At 37.5% G+C, this 17,822-nt stretch carries 18 protein-coding genes and 1 pseudogene; 14 read left to right on the forward strand and 5 right to left on the reverse strand.

The window, feature by feature from the left end; translation table 11 throughout:
* Nucleotides 1-34 precede the first annotated feature (34 nt).
* The 6 genes from rbsK to SPD89_RS05675 all read left to right on the forward strand — a co-directional run bounded on the left by rbsK (nucleotide 35) and on the right by SPD89_RS05675 (nucleotide 5,865).
* Nucleotides 35-976, forward strand: coding sequence for a ribokinase (gene rbsK / locus SPD89_RS05650; RefSeq protein WP_336260988.1), 942 nt, complete (start codon nucleotides 35-37; stop codon nucleotides 974-976).
* Nucleotides 977-992: 16 nt separating this feature from the next.
* A complete protein-coding gene (locus SPD89_RS05655; RefSeq protein ID WP_336260989.1) occupies nucleotides 993-1,667 on the forward strand; it encodes a transaldolase family protein in 675 nt (224 codons plus the stop codon).
* Complete coding sequence (locus SPD89_RS05660; RefSeq protein ID WP_336260990.1) at nucleotides 1,660-2,322, forward strand: ribulose-phosphate 3-epimerase; 663 nt, start codon at nucleotides 1,660-1,662, stop codon at nucleotides 2,320-2,322. Before SPD89_RS05655 ends, SPD89_RS05660 begins: the two co-directional genes overlap by 8 nt.
* A 12-nt stretch (nucleotides 2,323-2,334) precedes the next feature.
* Complete coding sequence (locus SPD89_RS05665; protein ID WP_336260991.1) at nucleotides 2,335-3,846, forward strand: sugar ABC transporter ATP-binding protein; 1,512 nt, start codon at nucleotides 2,335-2,337, stop codon at nucleotides 3,844-3,846.
* Nucleotides 3,836-4,771 (forward strand): ABC transporter permease subunit, encoded by a 936-nt coding sequence (locus tag SPD89_RS05670; RefSeq protein ID WP_336260992.1) that lies wholly within the window; start codon nucleotides 3,836-3,838, stop codon nucleotides 4,769-4,771. Before SPD89_RS05665 ends, SPD89_RS05670 begins: the two co-directional genes overlap by 11 nt.
* A gap of 131 nt (nucleotides 4,772-4,902) precedes the next feature.
* Nucleotides 4,903-5,865: a D-ribose ABC transporter substrate-binding protein gene (locus SPD89_RS05675; RefSeq protein WP_336260993.1), complete on the forward strand. Its 963-nt coding sequence runs from the start codon at nucleotides 4,903-4,905 to the stop codon at nucleotides 5,863-5,865.
* A 251-nt stretch (nucleotides 5,866-6,116) separates the two neighbouring features.
* Here the strand turns inward: SPD89_RS05675 and SPD89_RS05680 are convergent, their stop codons facing one another.
* Complete coding sequence (locus tag SPD89_RS05680) at nucleotides 6,117-6,584, reverse strand: YusW family protein (protein ID WP_336260994.1); 468 nt, start codon at nucleotides 6,582-6,584, stop codon at nucleotides 6,117-6,119.
* Nucleotides 6,585-7,231: 647 nt separating this feature from the next.
* Here SPD89_RS05680 and SPD89_RS05685 point away from each other — a divergent pair.
* Complete coding sequence (locus SPD89_RS05685; RefSeq protein ID WP_336260995.1) at nucleotides 7,232-7,420, forward strand: hypothetical protein; 189 nt, start codon at nucleotides 7,232-7,234, stop codon at nucleotides 7,418-7,420.
* 805 nt (nucleotides 7,421-8,225) lie between these two features.
* The gene (locus tag SPD89_RS05690) at nucleotides 8,226-8,762 is read left to right on the forward strand and encodes a DUF1572 domain-containing protein (RefSeq protein ID WP_336260996.1); all 537 of its coding nucleotides are present in this window, start codon (nucleotides 8,226-8,228) and stop codon (nucleotides 8,760-8,762) included.
* Between the two features lie 86 nt (nucleotides 8,763-8,848).
* Here SPD89_RS05690 and SPD89_RS22895 read toward each other — a convergent pair.
* Together SPD89_RS22895 and SPD89_RS05695 are read right to left on the reverse strand one after the other, a co-directional pair.
* Nucleotides 8,849-9,226 (reverse strand): annotated as a pseudogene (locus SPD89_RS22895) (insertion element protein); the annotation flags it as partial.
* A 124-nt stretch (nucleotides 9,227-9,350) separates the two neighbouring features.
* The gene (locus tag SPD89_RS05695; RefSeq protein WP_336260997.1) at nucleotides 9,351-9,887 is read right to left on the reverse strand and encodes a YusW family protein; all 537 of its coding nucleotides are present in this window, start codon (nucleotides 9,885-9,887) and stop codon (nucleotides 9,351-9,353) included.
* Nucleotides 9,888-10,198: 311 nt separating this feature from the next.
* Between SPD89_RS05695 and SPD89_RS22900 the strand changes: the two genes are divergently transcribed.
* The 3 genes from SPD89_RS22900 to pgeF all read left to right on the forward strand — a co-directional run bounded on the left by SPD89_RS22900 (nucleotide 10,199) and on the right by pgeF (nucleotide 12,656).
* The gene (locus SPD89_RS22900) at nucleotides 10,199-10,423 is read left to right on the forward strand and encodes a CPBP family glutamic-type intramembrane protease (protein ID WP_442961064.1); all 225 of its coding nucleotides are present in this window, start codon (nucleotides 10,199-10,201) and stop codon (nucleotides 10,421-10,423) included.
* Between the two features lie 210 nt (nucleotides 10,424-10,633).
* Complete coding sequence (locus tag SPD89_RS05700; protein ID WP_336260998.1) at nucleotides 10,634-11,599, forward strand: cation diffusion facilitator family transporter; 966 nt, start codon at nucleotides 10,634-10,636, stop codon at nucleotides 11,597-11,599.
* Between the two features lie 304 nt (nucleotides 11,600-11,903).
* Nucleotides 11,904-12,656 (forward strand): peptidoglycan editing factor PgeF, encoded by a 753-nt coding sequence (pgeF, locus tag SPD89_RS05705; protein ID WP_336260999.1) that lies wholly within the window; start codon nucleotides 11,904-11,906, stop codon nucleotides 12,654-12,656.
* Here pgeF and SPD89_RS05710 read toward each other — a convergent pair whose 3' ends face one another.
* Together SPD89_RS05710 and SPD89_RS05715 are read right to left on the reverse strand one after the other, a co-directional pair.
* Nucleotides 12,657-12,851 (reverse strand): hypothetical protein, encoded by a 195-nt coding sequence (locus SPD89_RS05710; protein ID WP_336261000.1) that lies wholly within the window; start codon nucleotides 12,849-12,851, stop codon nucleotides 12,657-12,659.
* A gap of 234 nt (nucleotides 12,852-13,085) precedes the next feature.
* Nucleotides 13,086-13,562: an ASCH domain-containing protein gene (locus SPD89_RS05715; protein ID WP_336261001.1), complete on the reverse strand. Its 477-nt coding sequence runs from the start codon at nucleotides 13,560-13,562 to the stop codon at nucleotides 13,086-13,088.
* Between the two features lie 116 nt (nucleotides 13,563-13,678).
* Between SPD89_RS05715 and SPD89_RS05720 the strand changes: the two genes are divergently transcribed.
* The 3 genes from SPD89_RS05720 to SPD89_RS05730 all read left to right on the forward strand — a co-directional run bounded on the left by SPD89_RS05720 (nucleotide 13,679) and on the right by SPD89_RS05730 (nucleotide 17,643).
* Entirely contained in the window at nucleotides 13,679-13,861 is a 183-nt protein-coding gene (locus tag SPD89_RS05720) for a Fe3+ hydroxamate ABC transporter substrate-binding protein (RefSeq protein ID WP_336261002.1), read from the forward strand.
* Nucleotides 13,858-14,805, forward strand: a complete 948-nt coding sequence (locus tag SPD89_RS05725) for a threonine ammonia-lyase (RefSeq protein ID WP_336261003.1) — start codon at nucleotides 13,858-13,860, stop codon at nucleotides 14,803-14,805. The genes SPD89_RS05720 and SPD89_RS05725 overlap by 4 nt, the downstream gene beginning before the upstream one ends.
* 870 nt (nucleotides 14,806-15,675) lie before the next feature.
* Nucleotides 15,676-17,643 (forward strand): acetate--CoA ligase, encoded by a 1,968-nt coding sequence (locus SPD89_RS05730; protein ID WP_336261004.1) that lies wholly within the window; start codon nucleotides 15,676-15,678, stop codon nucleotides 17,641-17,643.
* Nucleotides 17,644-17,822 lie beyond the last annotated feature (179 nt).

Here is a 17,822-nt window from a genome sequence, read left to right on the forward strand (position 1 = left end):
AAGGATTTTTCGAGAATCCTTAGGAGGAAAAATTATGTCCAAAATTTGTGTCGTTGGAAGTATAAATATGGATATTGTTACATCTGTTGATGTGTATCCGGAAAGGGGTCAAACAGTTTTTGGGAAAGAAATAATGGAATTCCCAGGTGGAAAAGGGGCAAACCAATCAATTGCTTGTGCTAGACAAAATAAAGAAGTTTCGTTAATCGGTTGTGTAGGCGAAGATGTTCACGGGAATACATTAATTAACGATTTACAAAAAAATCAAGTGGATACATCGAGTATAAAAAGACTAGCCGATGCTAGTTCTGGTCAAACAACAATTATTTTAGATGATGAAGCGGAAAACACGATTATTTATGTAGAAGGTGCAAATGGTGAACTTACCCCAGCATATGTTGCGGAATGTATTCAGAGATTAGATGCTAAGATTTTACTTACCCAAATGGAATCTCCTTATGAAACTGTTCTGATGGCAATGAAAACGGCAAAGGAAAAAGGGCTAAACGTTATTCTTGATCCTGCCCCTGCCAACCAAGTAACAGATGAACTGATTCAGCTAGCAGATATCGTACTCCCAAATATCCACGAAACAGAGGTTTTAACTGGAGTACTCATCAAAGATAAACAATCTGCACAAAAGGCGGCAAATATTTTTCGCTTAAAGGGTGTCGAACAAGGTGTTTTAAAATTAGGGTCATCAGGCTCATATATTTTCGATGGTGATGCATTAACGTTTGTTGAATCAATTAAAGTGAAGGCTGTTGACACAGTAGGGGCTGGAGATTGTTTTGCTGGTGCCTTAGCAAGTGCGCTCATAGACGGACAAAGTTTAGTAGAAGCGGCAACATATGCTAATATCGTTGCTGCCTTAAAAGTGACAAAACATGGGGCACAAGCCGGAATCCCGACGATGGAAGAAGTACAAACTTTTTGCAAACAAAATAATTTGGCTATTTACTTACAAAACAATTAAAAGAAGGAGTCGAACAATGTTATACCTCGATACAGCGAATATTGAAGAACTTAAAAAAGCAACGCGAGTGAATATTTTAAAAGGTGTGACGACAAATCCGTCCATCCTTCTTAAAGAAAAAAAACAGCGTAAAGATATAATTAACGAAATTTTATCAGTAACAACAGGAGAAGTATTTGTTCAAACAGAAGGAATGTCAGTTGAGGAAATTCTTACAGATGGTGAGGCAATCCTTGATATATTTCAATCAGAACGGATTGCTCTTAAAATACCTGCACACTTGGAAGGAGTAGAAGCGATTAAATCAATGAAAGATCGCCATCCAAGCGTAAAAATATTAGCAACGGCCATCTATTCAGCTGATCAAGGATTACTTGCTGCAATGGCAGGAAGTGATTATATTGCACCATATGTGAACCGAATGGAAAACAACAATATTGATCCGTATGAAGCGATTCGAACAATCCGAAAAGTCTATGATGATCAACAGTTTTCCACAAAAATATTGGCTGCAAGTTTTAAAAACACGAGCCAAATCGTACAAATTTTAGCAGCGGGGGCACACACAGCAACGATTTCGTACGAGCTATTTGCACAAATGGCGAATAAAGGACTTGCTCTTGAAGCAATTGAGAAGTTTAATGCCGATGCTTCTGAACTAAGTGCTTTAGAAGGGCGTACTAATGCATAAAATTGCTGCATCGATCATGTGTGCCGATCAAATCCGTTTAAAAGAAGAGTTATGTAATTTGGAGCAAGCAGGAATTGAACTATTACATTGTGATGTGATGGATGGGGTTTTTGTAAATAATTTAGCGATGGGACCTTATGTATTAGAGGAAATTAAAGAGGCAACATCGATTCCTTTGGATATTCATTTAGCTACAGTTTCACCAGCAAAATACATTGAAATGTTTGCTGGGCTGCAACCGGAATATATGTCATTTCACATTGAAACAACAAACGATGCGGGAAAAGAAATTGATCTCTTGCAAAAAAAGAATATTAAGCCAGTTATTGCAATAAGTCCGGAAACATCGGTCGAGGAAATCGTTCCCTATTTATCCGAGGTAGCCATGGTTCTAATGATGACAGTAAATCCCGGTTTTGCCGGTCAAGCTTTTAATTATTCCGTTCTTGAAAAACTCGACATATTACAGGAACGGGTAGCAAATCTAGGTTCTCGTCCGTTGATTGAAGTCGATGGAAATATTAATGAAAAAACGATTCCAAGTTTAGTTGAAAAAGGTGCTAACGTATTTGTGCTCGGAACTTCCCAACTTTTTAATGAGAAGGAAGGCGGCTATACAGAAAAGGTAGAAAATGTTCGAAAAATTTTTCTATAAGGAGGTGGAGTGATGGGTCAAGAATATTTTGTTGAAATGACCGGGATCAATAAATCATTTTCCGGGGTTCATGTGTTAAAAGATATTCATTTTAATGTTGCAAAAGGGGAAGTTCATGCCCTAATGGGCGAGAACGGTGCCGGGAAGTCAACTTTAATTAAAATTTTATCCGGAGTCTATACACGTGATAATGGTGTCGTTAAAGTAAAAGGAGAACAGGTATCCTTTACAAACCCAAAAGAGGCAGAAGAGCGTGGGATCAATATTATTCACCAAGAGCTAAATATTATCCCGCATTTGACTGTTACGCAAAATATGTTTTTAGGAAAAGAACTAACCTTTGGAAAACTAGGATTCTTAAATAAAAAAGCGATGAAAGATGCAACGCTTGAAAGTTTAAAAGAATTAGGGGTTACGAATATAAATCCCGATGAACTTGCAGGAAATTTATCCGTAGGTCAGCAGCAAATGATAGAGATTGCTAGAGCACTTGCAACCAAATCTGAATTAATAATTATGGACGAACCGACAGCAGCACTTACAGATAGAGAAATTGAAGTTTTATTTGAAGTCGTTAACTCATTGCGTGAACGAGGTGTCAGTATTATTTACGTTTCACACCGTATGGAAGAAATATTTAAAATTTGTGACCGTATAACGGTACTCAGAGACGGTGAATATATCGGAACAGAAAATATTAAAGAAACATCATTTGATGAGGTTGTACGAATGATGGTTGGTCGTGAGCTAGGGGAGCGATTTCCGGTTAGAAATGCTGAAATCGGTGATGTAGTTTTTGAGGTAAAAGACTTAGAATTAGAAAGTCTTTTTGCCGATGTTAATTTAGAAGTAAGAGCAGGAGAAATACTCGGTGTTGCGGGTTTAATGGGAGCAGGCAGAACCGAAGTAATGGAAACCATCTTTGGTTATCGGAAGAAAAGTAAAGGAAAAATATTTTTATACGGAAAAGAACTTGTCATTAACCATCCGCTAGATGCCATAAAAGCCGGATTAGCCTTTGTTACCGAAGACCGAAAAGATAAAGGACTCGTTATAAATGCATCGATTCGTGAAAACATCTCCTTAACAAACATGAATTCATTCTCAAGTAATGGGGTTGTTTCCAAAACAAAAGAAGTAGAACTTGTAAATAAATTAATGGAAAAACTCCATGTCAGAGCATCCGGAATGAGCCAAGAAGTAAAACGATTAAGTGGCGGAAATCAACAAAAAGTCGTTATTGCAAAATGGATCGGTATTAGCCCCAAAGTGCTCCTCCTTGATGAGCCGACACGTGGAGTGGACATTGGCGCAAAAAAAGAAATTTACTCCATCATGAATGAATTGAGTGAAAGTGGTGTGGCAATTATTATGGTCTCTTCAGAATTACCTGAAGTACTAGGAGTTAGTGACCGAATCATGGTGCTCCACGAAGGAAAAGTGACTACAGTATTAAACAGAGAAGAAGCAGATCAGGAAAAAATTATGGTTGCAGCCACAGGGAGGGTAAACGATGAAGGGTAAATTAAGAAATAATATAGCAAAACTTGGTCCATTCATAGGGTTAATCTTAATGATTATTCTATTAGCCATATTTAATGATAACTTTTTAACAACCAACAATATTTTAAACTTATTACGACAAATTTCAATTAATGCATTAATTGCTTTTGGGATGACATTTGTCATTTTAACTGCAGGAATTGATTTATCAGTAGGTTCCATGTTAGCACTAGGTAGTGCACTTACTGCAGGAATGCTTACAAGTGGAATGGATCCTATTTTAGCAATCTGTTTAGGATTATTCTTAGGTTTAGTCCTTGGGGCAATTAACGGAATCATTATTACAAAAGGGAAAGTGGCACCGTTTATCGCAACACTTGCGACAATGACGATTTTTAGAGGCGCTACGCTTGTATACACTGATGGAAAACCAATCACAGGATTATCTGATAGTACAGCATTTGAAATGATTGGTAAAGGATATTTTTTCTGGATTCCTGTTCCCGTTATCTTTATGATTATTGTTTTCATTATTCTTTATTTTGTATTAAATAATACGGTGTTTGGTAGAAGAGTGTATGCAGTTGGAGGAAATGAAGAAGCTGCGACCTTATCTGGAATTAAAACGGACAATGTGAAAATTTGGGTTTATGCTCTTACGGGTATGTTGTCTGTTTTAGCCGGGATTATCTTAATGAGTCGTTTAAATTCTGCACAGCCAACCGCTGGAACAACGTATGAGTTAGATGCGATCGCTGCAGTAGTAATAGGTGGAACAAGTTTAATGGGCGGAAGAGGCCGAATTACAGGAACATTAATCGGATGTTTAATCATTGGTGTTATTAGTAATGGTCTAAACTTATTAAACGTCTCATCTTTCTATCAGCAGATTGTAAAAGGAGCAGTAATACTATTTGCTGTTTTGCTAGACCGCCGCTCGAATTAATTATTAAGACGGCGTATTGATAAGCTTATAATTTGTTTTTAAGTTTGCTTAAAAACATTCAAACTCGTTTAATAAGGTATTTTTTAAAATATCTATTAAAAAATATAAAACTTTTACAAGGAGGAAAAGGTATGAAAAAGTGGTTAGTTAGTATATTAGCAATAGTATTTATTTTTGCGCTTGCTGCTTGTTCCACAGATCAGCCTGGTTCTGATGAAAAGTCAGACGATGCGGATAAAACAGAGGAAAAGCAAACAACTGGAGACGATGCAGAGAGTTTTAAAATAGGATTTTCTATTTCGACTCAGAATAATCCATTCTTTATTGATTTAGGAGAAGGGGCAGAAGAAGCCGCAGAAGCAAATGGTCTAGATATCGTTGTTGCTGATGCACAAGATGACCCCTCGAAGCAAATAAGTGATATCGAGGATTTAATACAACAAGACATTGATATCCTTTTAGTTAATCCAACAGATGACGAGGCTGTTGTAGCTGGAATCGAATCAGCAAATGATGCAGGAATTCCAGTGATTACAGTGGATAGAAGTGCAAATGGTGGAGATGTTGTTACACATATCGCGTCTGATAACATCGCTGGTGGTGAAATGGCTGGAGCATTCATTCAAGAACTACTAGGCGATGGAGGCGGAAAAATGGTAGAACTTGAAGGAATCCCAGGGGTTCTTGCAACAACTGAGCGTGGAGAAGGATTTCACAACATTATTGATGGAGTCGATTCTATTGAAGTAGTGGCAAATCAAACTGCCAATTTTGACCGTACAGAAGGACTTTCAGTAATGGAAAACATTTTACAAAACCATCAAGACATCGTAGCAGTTTTCGCACATAATGACGAAATGGCACTTGGTGCTGTTGAAGCTCTTGAAGCACAAGGAATGCTGGATGATGTAATAGTCGTTGGTTTTGATGCAACGGATGACGCACGTGCAGCTGTTGAAGATGGGCGTATGGAAGCAACTGTTGCCCAGCAGCCAAAACTAATAAGTGAAAAAGCTGTTGAAGCTGCAATCGAAGTTGTAGCAGGTAATCCTGTTGAAGATTTCATTCCAGTCGAGCTTGAATTAATTAAATAATTAAGTTGTACAGTGGAAAACACACAGAAATGTAATTAGTCTGTGTGTTTTTTGCTGTTTAAATCATGAAGTTTTCGGACCATCCGTAAAGTGTAATGCTTGATCCATAAAAAAATATGTTATCCGAATTACTATGTTTATATACACGAATCGAGATGGAACTGCGAAGGAAATACGTTTTCCACGCTATTTGTAATTTAACGATGATAGTTCGGATTTCTTTATGACTAAAACACTTTTGTCTTAGTTATTTATTTTCTATCTTCAATGTCTACTTTTTTCCCATCGTCAAATTCAATTTCAACATCTATTTTAATATAATCATTCGGTAAATCAAATGCGTTCAGAACTTGATCAATAATTTGTTGCTTAGTACTATTGCTCGTTACATCTAATTTGTTTGCCCTTTCGAAAATATGATCAAATGCTTCTCTGCCACGTAAGTATACATTATTTAAATCATCTTCTACTTTGGCGAGAATAGGTTCATTTCGATCTTGATCAATCTCGGCTTCAAATTCTTTCCCGCCTTGATATTCAACGTCAATATCTATTTCGGAAAAATTAAGTTCTGCCATTTTTTCACGCATATATTCATCGTCGTTCTGCATAGGTGTATTATCAACATTCGGGTAACGAGCTGAATTTTCCACAATACTAAATGCTGATAAAACAAACAGACAGGTGAGAGACGCTAAAATAATTCCAAGTCTTTTCATTTTTTTCACCTCCCAAACTTAGCATCACCAAAAAAATATTAATTATGTAAATTTTACCTTTAGAAAAAGCAGGGGAAATTAATATAATTAGTTCAGTTCAAGAGCACACCTTTAATTGAATTTATATTAATTTTCAATAGAAAAATTAGAGAATTGTATATCAATATAACACTTGAATTAGATGCTAATATATAAGTGCGATTTAAATCTTATCATTCATCAATAATCTTAAAAATTTTTCGGGTTATTAGAGGGTTTATGTTATACTTTGTTTAATTTATTTTAATTCGTTTCTTCAACAAATGGGAAGATTGTCGAACAAAATTGGGGGATTCGTAATGAAAAAGGTATGTAATCAATGTCAAACTAAAATGATAGAGGATTGCAAAGTAAATGTTGAAGGAGGAATGTACGGGATTAAAATTATCCACAATAGGGTAAAGGGGTTTTCAATAATGTTTCAGCAAAAACTAAAGCAGCCGTATGTCCAAATTGTGGTTATGTAGCTTTCTATATTGACGAATTTAAAGAATTTAAGAAATAAATTTACTTTTTAAACGGTCGCATTTGTTGTAAATCATTGGGGCAAAAACGATTTGTAGAAGAACAACTCGTTAACTTAAAATTAATAACGAGGAGGGGTATTTATGAATCAATCGGTCTTAAAAGATAGAAAATGGTTAAGATTAATATCTGCGTCAATTTTGTTAGTGATTTTTGCAATTATTATAGCAATAATTGAAGAGGGATTCTTTTGGGTGGGACCTATAATTTTCTCAATTTGGATGATGGTTTTAGCAGTAATAAGAGCTCGAAAATTAAAAGATGAAAAGTGAAAAGGTCAAATTATTTATTCTCTAAACTAAAATTACAGGGTAGAAAAGGCTGTATTGAAATGTTAAACGCGATTCAACCAAACTTGGACATTATCATTGATGGAACACAACCGGTATCAGAAATTGTAAATCACATATGTGAACAGCTGAAATAATCCAGTAAGCATCTTCATCAAACGGTTATTTAATGGAATAGGACTTCATAAGAAAATGTATTAAAAAGCGCAGAATATTCAGCGCCTTTTATGGTATTTTTAAACAAAATACAATTACGGGGGGTAAGAAGTATGTCTTTATTTTCACAAACGATAACTGACTTTTGGTGGGGTCAATTCTTGAACGTGGATGTCCTCTATAGTGATGAAGTTTTTACTGTCGCCATCAATCCTAAACTGAGTACAGACAGACGAGTATGGTGCTAGAAACTTCTGACGGCAGGGTTATGGCGGGCCTGATGCCTACTATGGCAGATAAAATAGGCCTGTTTCAACGAAAAGATCTGTCCAAGAGAACCTTCCTCCAAAAATTGAATGGAGAGGGAATCATTCTGCATGGAGAAGATTATCTTTTTTATTTTTCGGAAACTGATAAGAACGTATTGCTTCAAGAGAAACTGAAGAGCTGCGCCAATTAACAGAGAAAGATGATACTGTTTTCTCCGAGTTCCAGTTCTCTGCCTCAGAACAAGGCTTGGAAAAAACATAAGTGAGTAACGGGTAAGTAGTTGAACAAAAATTAAGTAATACTAGGAATGAGAACTTAGTTTAAGGGTCGTTTTGTTGCATAAAAATAAGGAGGAGTATTTATGAGTCTTGGAAATGAGTACTTGAAAATTGTACAAGAAAGATTTGAAAGCGTTAAAAGTCTTGGAGATAATACAATAAGCCAATTATCAGAGGAAGATATACACTGGAAGCTAAATGAGGCTTCAAATAGCGTTGCGATTATTGCAAAACATTTAAGTGGAAATATGATTTCGAGATGGTCGGACTTTTTAACAACAGATGGGGAGAAATCTTCTAGAAATCGAGACCAAGAATTTGAAGATGACATCTCCTCGAAACAGGAAATGATAACTATTTGGGAAAAAGGATGGAAAACACTCCTTGATACATTGAATGGATTAGAAAGCCAAGATTTATTAAAAAATATAACCATTCGGGGTGAAAAACATACTGTACTAGAAGCAATTGAAAGACAAATGGCTCATTATGCTTATCACGTTGGTCAGATTGTTTATATAGGCAAGCAATTAAAAGATGAAAATTGGAAGACCCTTAGTATCCCCAAAGGAAAATCGGAAGAATACTTACGGCAGAAACTAAAAAAGCACAAGTCTTAAAAAAATAAGCTTATTTTCAATAATCGAGCGCGATCTCATAAGCTGACAATATAGTTTCAGAGCTTAGAAATCCCAGCTTTTTTATCTTATTTAATATCATTCCAATCGAACTTTATATTCATAGCTACTATTCGCTCTGTTGGTGTTAAATACTTTTTATCAGATGACTTATAAGGACTGCAAAAGTTGTAGTAAGTTCTTAAAATTGTAATGGCATATTTGCTACTTCGAATTAAAATTAGTGTAAATATAACTTTTTAATCGCTCCTGACCCGTAGTTAATGGTCGCTCAATAGTTTATATATCGTCATATTTGTTGAATAAAACTGTGGTAGAATGGTCATTAACATTTAATATCATCCTAGCTATTTCGTTTTCTTCTAATATGATAAATTTGTTCGGCAGTCAACTGAATAAAATCCTTTATCTTTCGAAGCTAAAATGTAATTCTTAAGGTAGGTTCTGGGTAAACATTATTATGACAACAAAAAATGAGCTGCAAATTATTTTGTGATTTGCGGCTCATTTATACTTGTATTTTTTACTTTTGTACTCCGAAACTGAACTACTTACAATTAACGCTACTGCTTATTTTCTATCTTCTACTTCTATTTTTTTCCCATTGTTAAATTCGATTTCGAACTCGAATTCTACGTAGTCTTCGGGTAAATCAAATACTTCGAGTACTTGTTTAATTATTTCTTGGTCGTTACTTTCAGTCGTTAGATTTAACTTTTCTGCTCTATCAACAATGTGATTGAATGCTTCTCCACCTCGTAGCAGTACGCCGTTTAACTCATCGTCTACTTTACCGCGGATTGGTTCGTTTTCATCTTGATCAATTTCTGCCTCATACTCTTGATCATTGTTATATTTTACTTCTACAGATATTTCGGAAAGACCGAGTTCGTCCATTTTTGCTTGCATCTCATCTTCGGCTTGTGACGTATATTCGTCGGCAACACGATCGCCATCGTTTGTTCTCATACCAACGTCTCTATTGTTCGATGTGTTTTCCGTGTGCACTCCGTCATTATTATTAGGAACATTCGAGTTATTATTTCCACAAGCTGTTAAAACGGTAAGTAATCCGAAAACTACAATGAACATTTTTATTCGTTTCATTTTTACCATCCTCCCGTGATTAGTATTTCCAATTGTTCCTTTAAAAAACATGATTGTTGCAAAAATTTCCCTTTAATATTAATGGATAAATGCTACTATTAAGAAAAGGATCTTTTTGAAAGGAGTTTAACGATGACAAAGGATAATAAAATAAATATAAGATTTATACTTTTCCTTACGCTTCTATGATTTATTGGTCTGGTTGTGTCAATACCTTTTAAAATGACAACATTAATGAATTCCGAGTTGGTTGGTGAAGTGGATATTCCAATTGAAATCGGTGTAATCATCAACACAATCTCCCAAACAATATGGGTACTCGCAATTATTACCCGAAAACAAAGAGAATCGATACGGCCGTCTATTTTTACATCGGAATCATTCTGGCTACGTTTCTGTTTGGGATTGGACATTTGCCTGCAGTTGCACAAACGTACGGGGAATTGTCGGCACTTTTAGTTGTTAGGACTGTCCTGCTAAATGGCTTATTAGGCTTATGGTTCGGTTATTTGTATTGGAAAAAGGGGTTGGAGTAAGCGTTTATCGCACATATGTCGGCAGATATTATGATACACGTTATATTTAATCCGTTATTCGGTTAATATTTGTTTTTAATTCAAGAAAAATGATACGAAATTACCTTTAAAGACGACAGATATTAATAAAAGGTGAGGCCTCCATGTATATATTTAAGCAGCTGACAAAAATTACATAGAAGAATACTATTTTTGAAAAGAGTGAGATAAATGCGTTTCCTTACCTTACTTAAAAGAGGAAATTTATCCTCTGGTTTAGCTGCACTTGGAAATTTAGCTATTTCTGTGGCAAAATTTATTGTTGCTGCAATTAGTGGAAATGGGACGATGTTTGCAACAGCTATGCATTCGATGGCAGATACGGTGAACCAGACTTTTGTATATATTGGAAGTGTTTTAGCGGAAATGAAACCGTCAAAACGCTTTCCAACCGGGTTTGGCCGGATCATTAATATCGTTTGTATGGTCGCGGTTATCGTCGTTACGGTCATGGCATATGAAACGATGAAGTCAGGGTGGGAGTTACTTTTAAATCCACAGGAATCTAGTGACTTTTTATTGAATATTATCGTCTTATTATTATCTTTTGCTATTGATGGATATATCTTACTGAAAACGATGAAGGAAATTAAGCTGGAAGCAAAAGTCGAAGATGGGGCTAATTTATTTTTATCTGCATTTAAAAATGTGAAAAAAGCAGCGCCTGCGACAAAACTGGTGTTTTATGAAGACATTGTCGCAACTCTTGGTGCAGTGCTGGCGATCATTGGAATTGTACTTGGACAATTTTTCGGAATCCTGCAGGCAGACGGTTTTATATCTATTTTAATCGGAATTCTTATGTTATTTGTCGCTTTTCGTGTTGGCTACGATAATATGGTGGGATTAATCGGGGTTGCAGCGCCGGCAGATGTCGAGCAAAACATTGCGGAGACAATTTTAGCGGACTCTTGTGTTGTTGATATATACGGTATGCGTGTTGTTCAAGAGGGGAGAGCATACCATGTTGAAGTTACAGTTGAGCTGAACAAAGGGTTGACACTTGATGAAGCGGATGATTTAAAATTCAGACTGACAGATGAGTTGCTCAGAGAACCAAACATTACTGATGTGGTGCTTGGAATAATTGAGGATAATGATGAAACAACATGGACGGGAAGTGGGAATCGGCTTTAAGTAGAAGTATGTGGCGAGAGAAGCTGAGTGGCTTGTGCCACATGCTTAGTGGTTGTCAAAGATGTAGAGTTACATAAAAAGATGCGGAGTGGCGTAAATTTATTCAGCGTCGCTGAAAATAATGTAAAGTCGCAAAAAAAGATGCTTAGTGGTTCGTGCTAGGTGCAGAGTCGTAAGAAAAGGTTCTTAGTGGTAAAAAAAGTGCTAACTAGTGCACGATAATGTTCGTGCGCTAGTTATATAGGGTTAAAACTTGAAATAAAGCATGATAGAATAGAAGAAAGATAAATAAAAGGTGATTTAGATGAAAATCTATCTTAATAATGAAAAATTTGTTGCGGGAATGACGTTGAAAGATGAAGGAGCTCCAGAACAAAATAACACAGCGCTTCATGTGGCAAAAGATCCTGAAGGTGTAATAGAAAATCGGGCAAAAGTTGCGCAATTTCTCGAAATGCGGCTGGACGATTTTGTTTGTGCGAATCAGACACATAGTGCAAACTTTTATAAAGTAACGCAAGCAGATACAGGAAGGGGTGCTTTGACCCAAACCTCTGCAATCCTCAATACGGATGCGCTATATACGTTTGAGACCGGAATCGTGCTTACTAGTTTTTCGGCAGATTGTGTGCCGGTGATGTTTTATCATGAAGCTTGTGGAGTAGTCGGTGTCATTCATTCGGGATGGCAGGGGACGGTGAAGGGAATTACGCTTCATTTGTTGCGGCATTTAGTTGATGTGGAAAAATGTGATGCAAGTGGATTTTTTGTTTATATTGGGTCAGCATTAAGCCAAGAAAAGTTTGAGGTTGATGCAGATGTGTATGAGAAATTTTTGCATCTAGGTTATGCAAAGGAATTTATGTTTTACCGGGCGGAAACGAAGAAATATCATATAGATAATCAGAAAACGGTACGGAAGCAATGTGAGCTTGCCGGAGTGCCGCATGATCAGATTTTTGTGGATGAAACATGTACGTTTATAAGTGCAGAAGGCTTTTCATACCGGGAAGAAAGAGAGACGGGGCGGCATATGAGTTTTATGATGCGGAAGTAATTAAAATTCTACCGCCGGGCATCCTCGTTCTTCGATTCCTTCGGAACCGAAGAATTGATAGTAAAAAGCTTGTTCGTTGATCGAGCCGGTCGCACCAAATTGCATTTCTTCATCGGTTAAATCTCTAACCTTATCTCCGTTTTCATCGACATAATAGGCGTGTAGCTGATAACCTCCAAAATGGTTTTTACTCATCCAGCCCAATTCTATTGGGGAGGAAGTGAAAATAATTCCATCCTCTGGCACTTCATAAGTGATCATATTATTTTTGATTTTTAGAGGTGGGGCGTCTTTTTATTGTAATAGATTATGCCACTGCCTTCGAAATCGTCGGGTAAAAGGTATGTCTAGTCGACTCCTTTTCTATTGTCTTGGTTCAAGAAATACGTGATGGTGGCGATCAGAATTGGTATGACAGCTATGCCAATTTTAATTCTCAATGCTACTCTCTTTCGTAAAGACAAGATTGAATCGTTCACAGACAACGAGCATATTATCATTGAATTCTTGCTCGATAGCTTCAAATTCCTTGTTAAAAAAAGTTTCGTGAACTTCGCGCCAATAGTTTAAGGAACGATCCCCTTCACCTTCCAAAAAGGCGTGTTCTTCGGTAACCTCATCAAATGGTACAACTACTACAGCAGTTGTTTCAATAATTGCAACAGCTTCTGCGTCTCCATCAAGAATGATATTGTGTAGTCCGGGATAAGGATAGGATTCGTTCTCTAAATCATATAAAATGTAATTAGATGCGGTCGCTGTTTTTATGCCTTTTAAAACAAGATTTGCGAGGTCGTCAGCCATCTCTTTTGAATCACCGAATGCCCAAACATCATAATCCGATGGTGCATTCGGATTCACTTTTTTAAATTCGTTCCATAATTGGATTGCAGATTCATTTTTCATGTTAAACCCTACTTTCAAATTCGATAGGTTTTTATTTTATCATATACTTGCTAAGTTTTTGGAAGCGTTATGAAAAAATAGTAAAATAAAATGTAATGAGCTTTTTGGAGGGGAATATGTTTAAAATTGAGCCGACTTGTTCGAAATGTAGAAAAGATATAAAAGGAAATGAAGAAGTTTATGTTAAAATGCGATACCCGTCGATTAGAGGAATGACTGAAATAAAATCATACATAAATAATCATGGGGAATTAATTTGTGAAAATTGTTATAAATATGGACGGAGGAAAATCGATTGATAACATTATCAGATGTACAGCTAGCACGTGAACGTATACAAGATATTACAAAAATGACACCGATATTTACATCAGAGCAGCTGGATGCGGTATGTGAAAATGAACTGTTTTTAAAAGCGGAACATTTACAAACAACTGGATCGTTTAAAATTCGTGGAGCAACGAATAAAGTGAAGCAGGCAATAAAGGAGGGGGCTCGGTTTATAACAGCTGCATCATCGGGAAATCACGGACAAGCGGTTGCGTATATTGCAACTCATCTGGGTGTTCCAGCAAGAATTGTTGTGCCGGAAGATGCAAGTCTTTGTAAAATCGAAGCGATTGAAACGTATAATGGGACGATAGAAAAATGTGGAACAACATCAGCGGAGCGGATTCCACGGGCTATTGCATTGGCTAAGGAAAAGGACGGTGTTTTTATTCCTCCGTACGATGATCCATTAATTATGGCTGGGCAAGGGACAGTTGGACTGGAAATTTTGGAACAGGTTAAGGATGTGGATGTCGTTGTGGTACCAGTTGGTGGTGGTGGATTAATTTCTGGAGTGCTAACGGCGGTGAAGGAATCAAATCCAGCGGTGCGTGTTGTTGGGGTAGAGCCTGAGAGTGCGAATGATACGTACTTATCGCTGGAGCAGAATCGAATTGTTCGTATCCCGGCGACAGCGACGATTGCAGATGGACTCCGGACGAGTCAGCCTGGCGATTTAACGTTTCCTGTATTACAAAGATATTTGGATGATCTGGTGTTAATAAATGAAGATGAGATACGGACAGCACTCCGGTTTGTATTTGAACGAATGAAGCAAGTGGTGGAGCCATCAAGCGCTGTTACCATTGCTGCTGTGATGACAGGAAAATTAGGAGTTAAAGGAAATAAAGTAGTATGTGTAATGTCTGGTGGGAATGTTGATGTGGAAAAATTGCCGAAATTAATTGGGTAGAAGTTGTTCAGCATTTAGTGATTTGAGCGCAATATGCTGATGCACCGTTTTTGTCGTCGATGAGTTATTTTTGGAAACTATGTAACTTTCTCGCCGGGGATGAGCTGCTTTTTGCAATAATGTACGTTTTCGTCATCGATGTGTTATTTTTGGGAACTATGTGCCGTTTTTTTCGATAGGGATTCTCCCAATGCTAAATCGCAAGAAAAGAGATGCTTCTGTGACCTATCTGCTATGTTTCCACTAAACATGTCATAAAAATAAATCACGAGGTAACTTTCCAACATATACTGGAGTGAATTTTCAAAAAATAAACCTTTATAAACAGGCAACATCCCACACATCTTGAATAAAATACTATAAGCCTTGACGGAATGGGGTTGAATAAATAGAGAATGAAGGGAGCCTACTTTGGCTCTTTTTTTGCAAGTTAAGAAAGTATAAAAATTTTATGATTTTGCTTATCTTACAGCATCAGCCACGTCCAGCTCCAGCGCTTAAGCCATAGCATATCTTTTCGTTGGGACGAGTAAGCGGAGTCCCAGATCTTTTTGGTAGGACGAGCTTTAGCGCAGTCCCAAACTTCGCGCTTCTCCACTACGATAAAGAAGACTTGCCGACTGGCTTGTCCAGAGGCTTAGTCGCACTTATACCCTTGCGGTGAAAGCGGGCATCGGTTCACTGACGTTCACCGTGTTTCCTTTATCTCATTGCGAAGCACTCCAGTTTGTACGTTGCTGAACGGGCGCTTGCGCTTTTGTTCGTTATATGAGTTTGATTAAATTAAAAAAATCCGTATAATTATTAGGAAATAACATTAAATATATAAGACAGATAGAAAAGTAGAATAAATTTGGAGGGATTTAATCGGTGGATGAATCTGGTATTTTACAAGTCGTCAATAATAGTAAACTAATTTATCCGAATGAAGAGAAAGTACGGTCGACGTCGCTCGGAAGTAGTAAAGCGTTTCAACAATTGCTGAAGGACTCACAGGAGGATCCTGTTACATTTTGGGACAATGTGGCACGAGAGCTTGAGTGGTATGAGCCTTGGGAGGAGACGATGCGCGGAGAGTTACCTGACTTTGAATTTTTTGTAGGGGGGATTAGTAACCCATCGATTAATTTACTGGATCGTCATATTAAAAATGGTGCTGGAAATAGGACTGCGCTTATTTGGGAAAGTGAAAATGGCGACTCAAAGTTTTATACATACAATATGTTGCTTGCAGAAGTGAGTCGTTTTGCAAATTCCTTAAGATCACTTGGGGTAAAAAAGGGTGATGGTGTAGCGATTTATTTACCGAATTTAGCAGAAGCGTTTATCGCAGTGTTGTCGTGTTTTCGAATCGGGGCGGTTTATAATGCGATTTTTTCCGGTTTTTCAAAAAATGCGTTGAAAGATCGACTAGTAAATTTTGAACCGAAAGTGATTGTGACGACAGATGCGACACCAAGACGTGGTAAAGTTGTTACACTAAAAGAAAAAGTGGATCAAGTCGTTGATGAGGTTGATTCGGTTGAAGCCGTTGTTGTTGTGGATCGATTCGGGACAGACCTAGAAATGAAAGAAGGTCGTGATTATTGGTGGCATGATCTCGTTGTGAAGGAAAGTATCATTTGTGAGCCGGAACGAGTGGAAGCTAATGATCCAGGGATCGTTTTTTACACGAGTGGAACAACAGGTAAACCTAAGGGCGTCGTTCATTCGGGGATGGCGTTTGTCATTCAAAATTATATATACGCAAAATATCATATGGATCATCGTGATGATGATGTGTTCTGGTGTTCGGCAGATGTTGGTTGGTTGACGATGCATATTTGGGGAATTACCGGTTCGCTTGCAAATGGGGTTACGACGATTGTTTATGAAGGAGCGATCGATCACCCGTCAAAAGATCGGTTCTATCGAATTATTGAGAAATATCGTGTGAACAAGCTGTTTACAGCGCCTACTGCCCTTAGAATGCTTAAAAGTTTAGGTGATGAAATGCTTGAAAAATTCGATTTGTCCTGCTTGGATGTTATTTCACTCGTTGGCGAACCGTTTGATCCGGAAACGTGGAACTGGACGTATGAGGTGTTAGGAAAAGGAAAGCTATATTTAAATAATACGTGGGGACAGACGGAAACAGCAGGTTGTCCACTTGCCGGTGCGGCTTGGCTTACACCGATGAAGGCTGGGTCTGCAAGTATTCAATTTTTAGGTGCTGATGCGGCGGTGGTGGATGATAATGGGAACCCTGTTGCTCCAGGTGTATTAGGAAATTTAGTCATTCGAAAACCATTCCCAATGCTGTGCCGTACGTTATGGAAGGAGCCGGAACGTTTTTACAGTTCTTACTATAGCCAAGTAGATGGAAGTTATTTTACAAGTGACCTTGCATTAGTTGATGAGGATGGTCATTTCTGGGTTGTCGGTCGCTCAGATGACTCGTTTAATGTTGCTGGACACAGACTGAGCACGATGGAAATGGAGAGTGCCGTTCTTGAAGTGCCAGGTGTTTCAGAAGTTGCGGTTATTGGGATCCCGGATGAAATCAAAGGGGAAGTGCCATTTATATTTGTCCGATTAGCTGACGGATTTGACGATACGGAAGATTTGCAAGCCGCGGTTCGTAATAATATTGTAGAATATATCGGAAAAATTGCGCTTCCGAAAACGGTACTTGTTGTTGATGAATTGCCGAAAACAGTTAGTGGCAAAATTATGCGCCGTCTGTTGAAAGAAGTTGCTACAACGGGTGAAGTTGCTGGAGATATTACTGGGTTAGAGGATCCGCGTGCGGTAAAACATATTGAAGATGTGGTGAAAGAGCACAGGATTGTGAAGTAAAGCTTTTGAAATGATAGTTGCTCAAGTTGGGTTAGATTTGCTCAAATATAGGCACAAGTAATCGGTGAAGGTCGCTCAAGTCAGGGTCGGATTTGCTCAAGTTTAGGTGAAAGTTGCTCTAGTTTCAATAATTGTCGTGTGAGTTTACAAAGACTGCAAAATTTATTTTGCAGTCTTTT

The organism is Pseudogracilibacillus sp. SO30301A (assembly GCF_037072025.1).
Taxonomy (GTDB): Bacteria; Bacillota; Bacilli; order Bacillales; family Amphibacillaceae; genus Pseudogracilibacillus.

Bases quoted from the DNA above. Each gene is read 5' to 3' on its own strand.
- SPD89_RS05710 (WP_336261000.1), bottom strand. From the start codon at position 12,851: ATGAGTAAAAACCATTTTGGAGGTTATCAGCTACACGCCTATTATGTC.
- SPD89_RS05720 (WP_336261002.1), top strand. From the start codon at position 13,679: ATGTTTAAAATTGAGCCGACTTGTTCGAAATGTAGAAAAGATATAAAA.
- SPD89_RS05660 (WP_336260990.1), top strand. From the start codon at position 1,660: ATGCATAAAATTGCTGCATCGATCATGTGTGCCGATCAAATCCGTTTA.
- SPD89_RS05675 (WP_336260993.1), top strand. From the start codon at position 4,903: ATGAAAAAGTGGTTAGTTAGTATATTAGCAATAGTATTTATTTTTGCG.
- rbsK (WP_336260988.1), top strand. From the start codon at position 35: ATGTCCAAAATTTGTGTCGTTGGAAGTATAAATATGGATATTGTTACA.
- SPD89_RS05715 (WP_336261001.1), bottom strand. From the start codon at position 13,562: ATGAAAAATGAATCTGCAATCCAATTATGGAACGAATTTAAAAAAGTG.
- SPD89_RS05670 (WP_336260992.1), top strand. From the start codon at position 3,836: ATGAAGGGTAAATTAAGAAATAATATAGCAAAACTTGGTCCATTCATA.
- SPD89_RS05695 (WP_336260997.1), bottom strand. From the start codon at position 9,887: ATGAAACGAATAAAAATGTTCATTGTAGTTTTCGGATTACTTACCGTT.
- SPD89_RS05690 (WP_336260996.1), top strand. From the start codon at position 8,226: ATGAGTCTTGGAAATGAGTACTTGAAAATTGTACAAGAAAGATTTGAA.
- SPD89_RS05700 (WP_336260998.1), top strand. From the start codon at position 10,634: ATGCGTTTCCTTACCTTACTTAAAAGAGGAAATTTATCCTCTGGTTTA.
- SPD89_RS22900 (WP_442961064.1), top strand. From the start codon at position 10,199: ATGGGTACTCGCAATTATTACCCGAAAACAAAGAGAATCGATACGGCC.
- SPD89_RS05655 (WP_336260989.1), top strand. From the start codon at position 993: ATGTTATACCTCGATACAGCGAATATTGAAGAACTTAAAAAAGCAACG.
- pgeF (WP_336260999.1), top strand. From the start codon at position 11,904: ATGAAAATCTATCTTAATAATGAAAAATTTGTTGCGGGAATGACGTTG.
- SPD89_RS05665 (WP_336260991.1), top strand. From the start codon at position 2,335: ATGGGTCAAGAATATTTTGTTGAAATGACCGGGATCAATAAATCATTT.
- SPD89_RS05680 (WP_336260994.1), bottom strand. From the start codon at position 6,584: ATGAAAAGACTTGGAATTATTTTAGCGTCTCTCACCTGTCTGTTTGTT.
- SPD89_RS05685 (WP_336260995.1), top strand. From the start codon at position 7,232: ATGAATCAATCGGTCTTAAAAGATAGAAAATGGTTAAGATTAATATCT.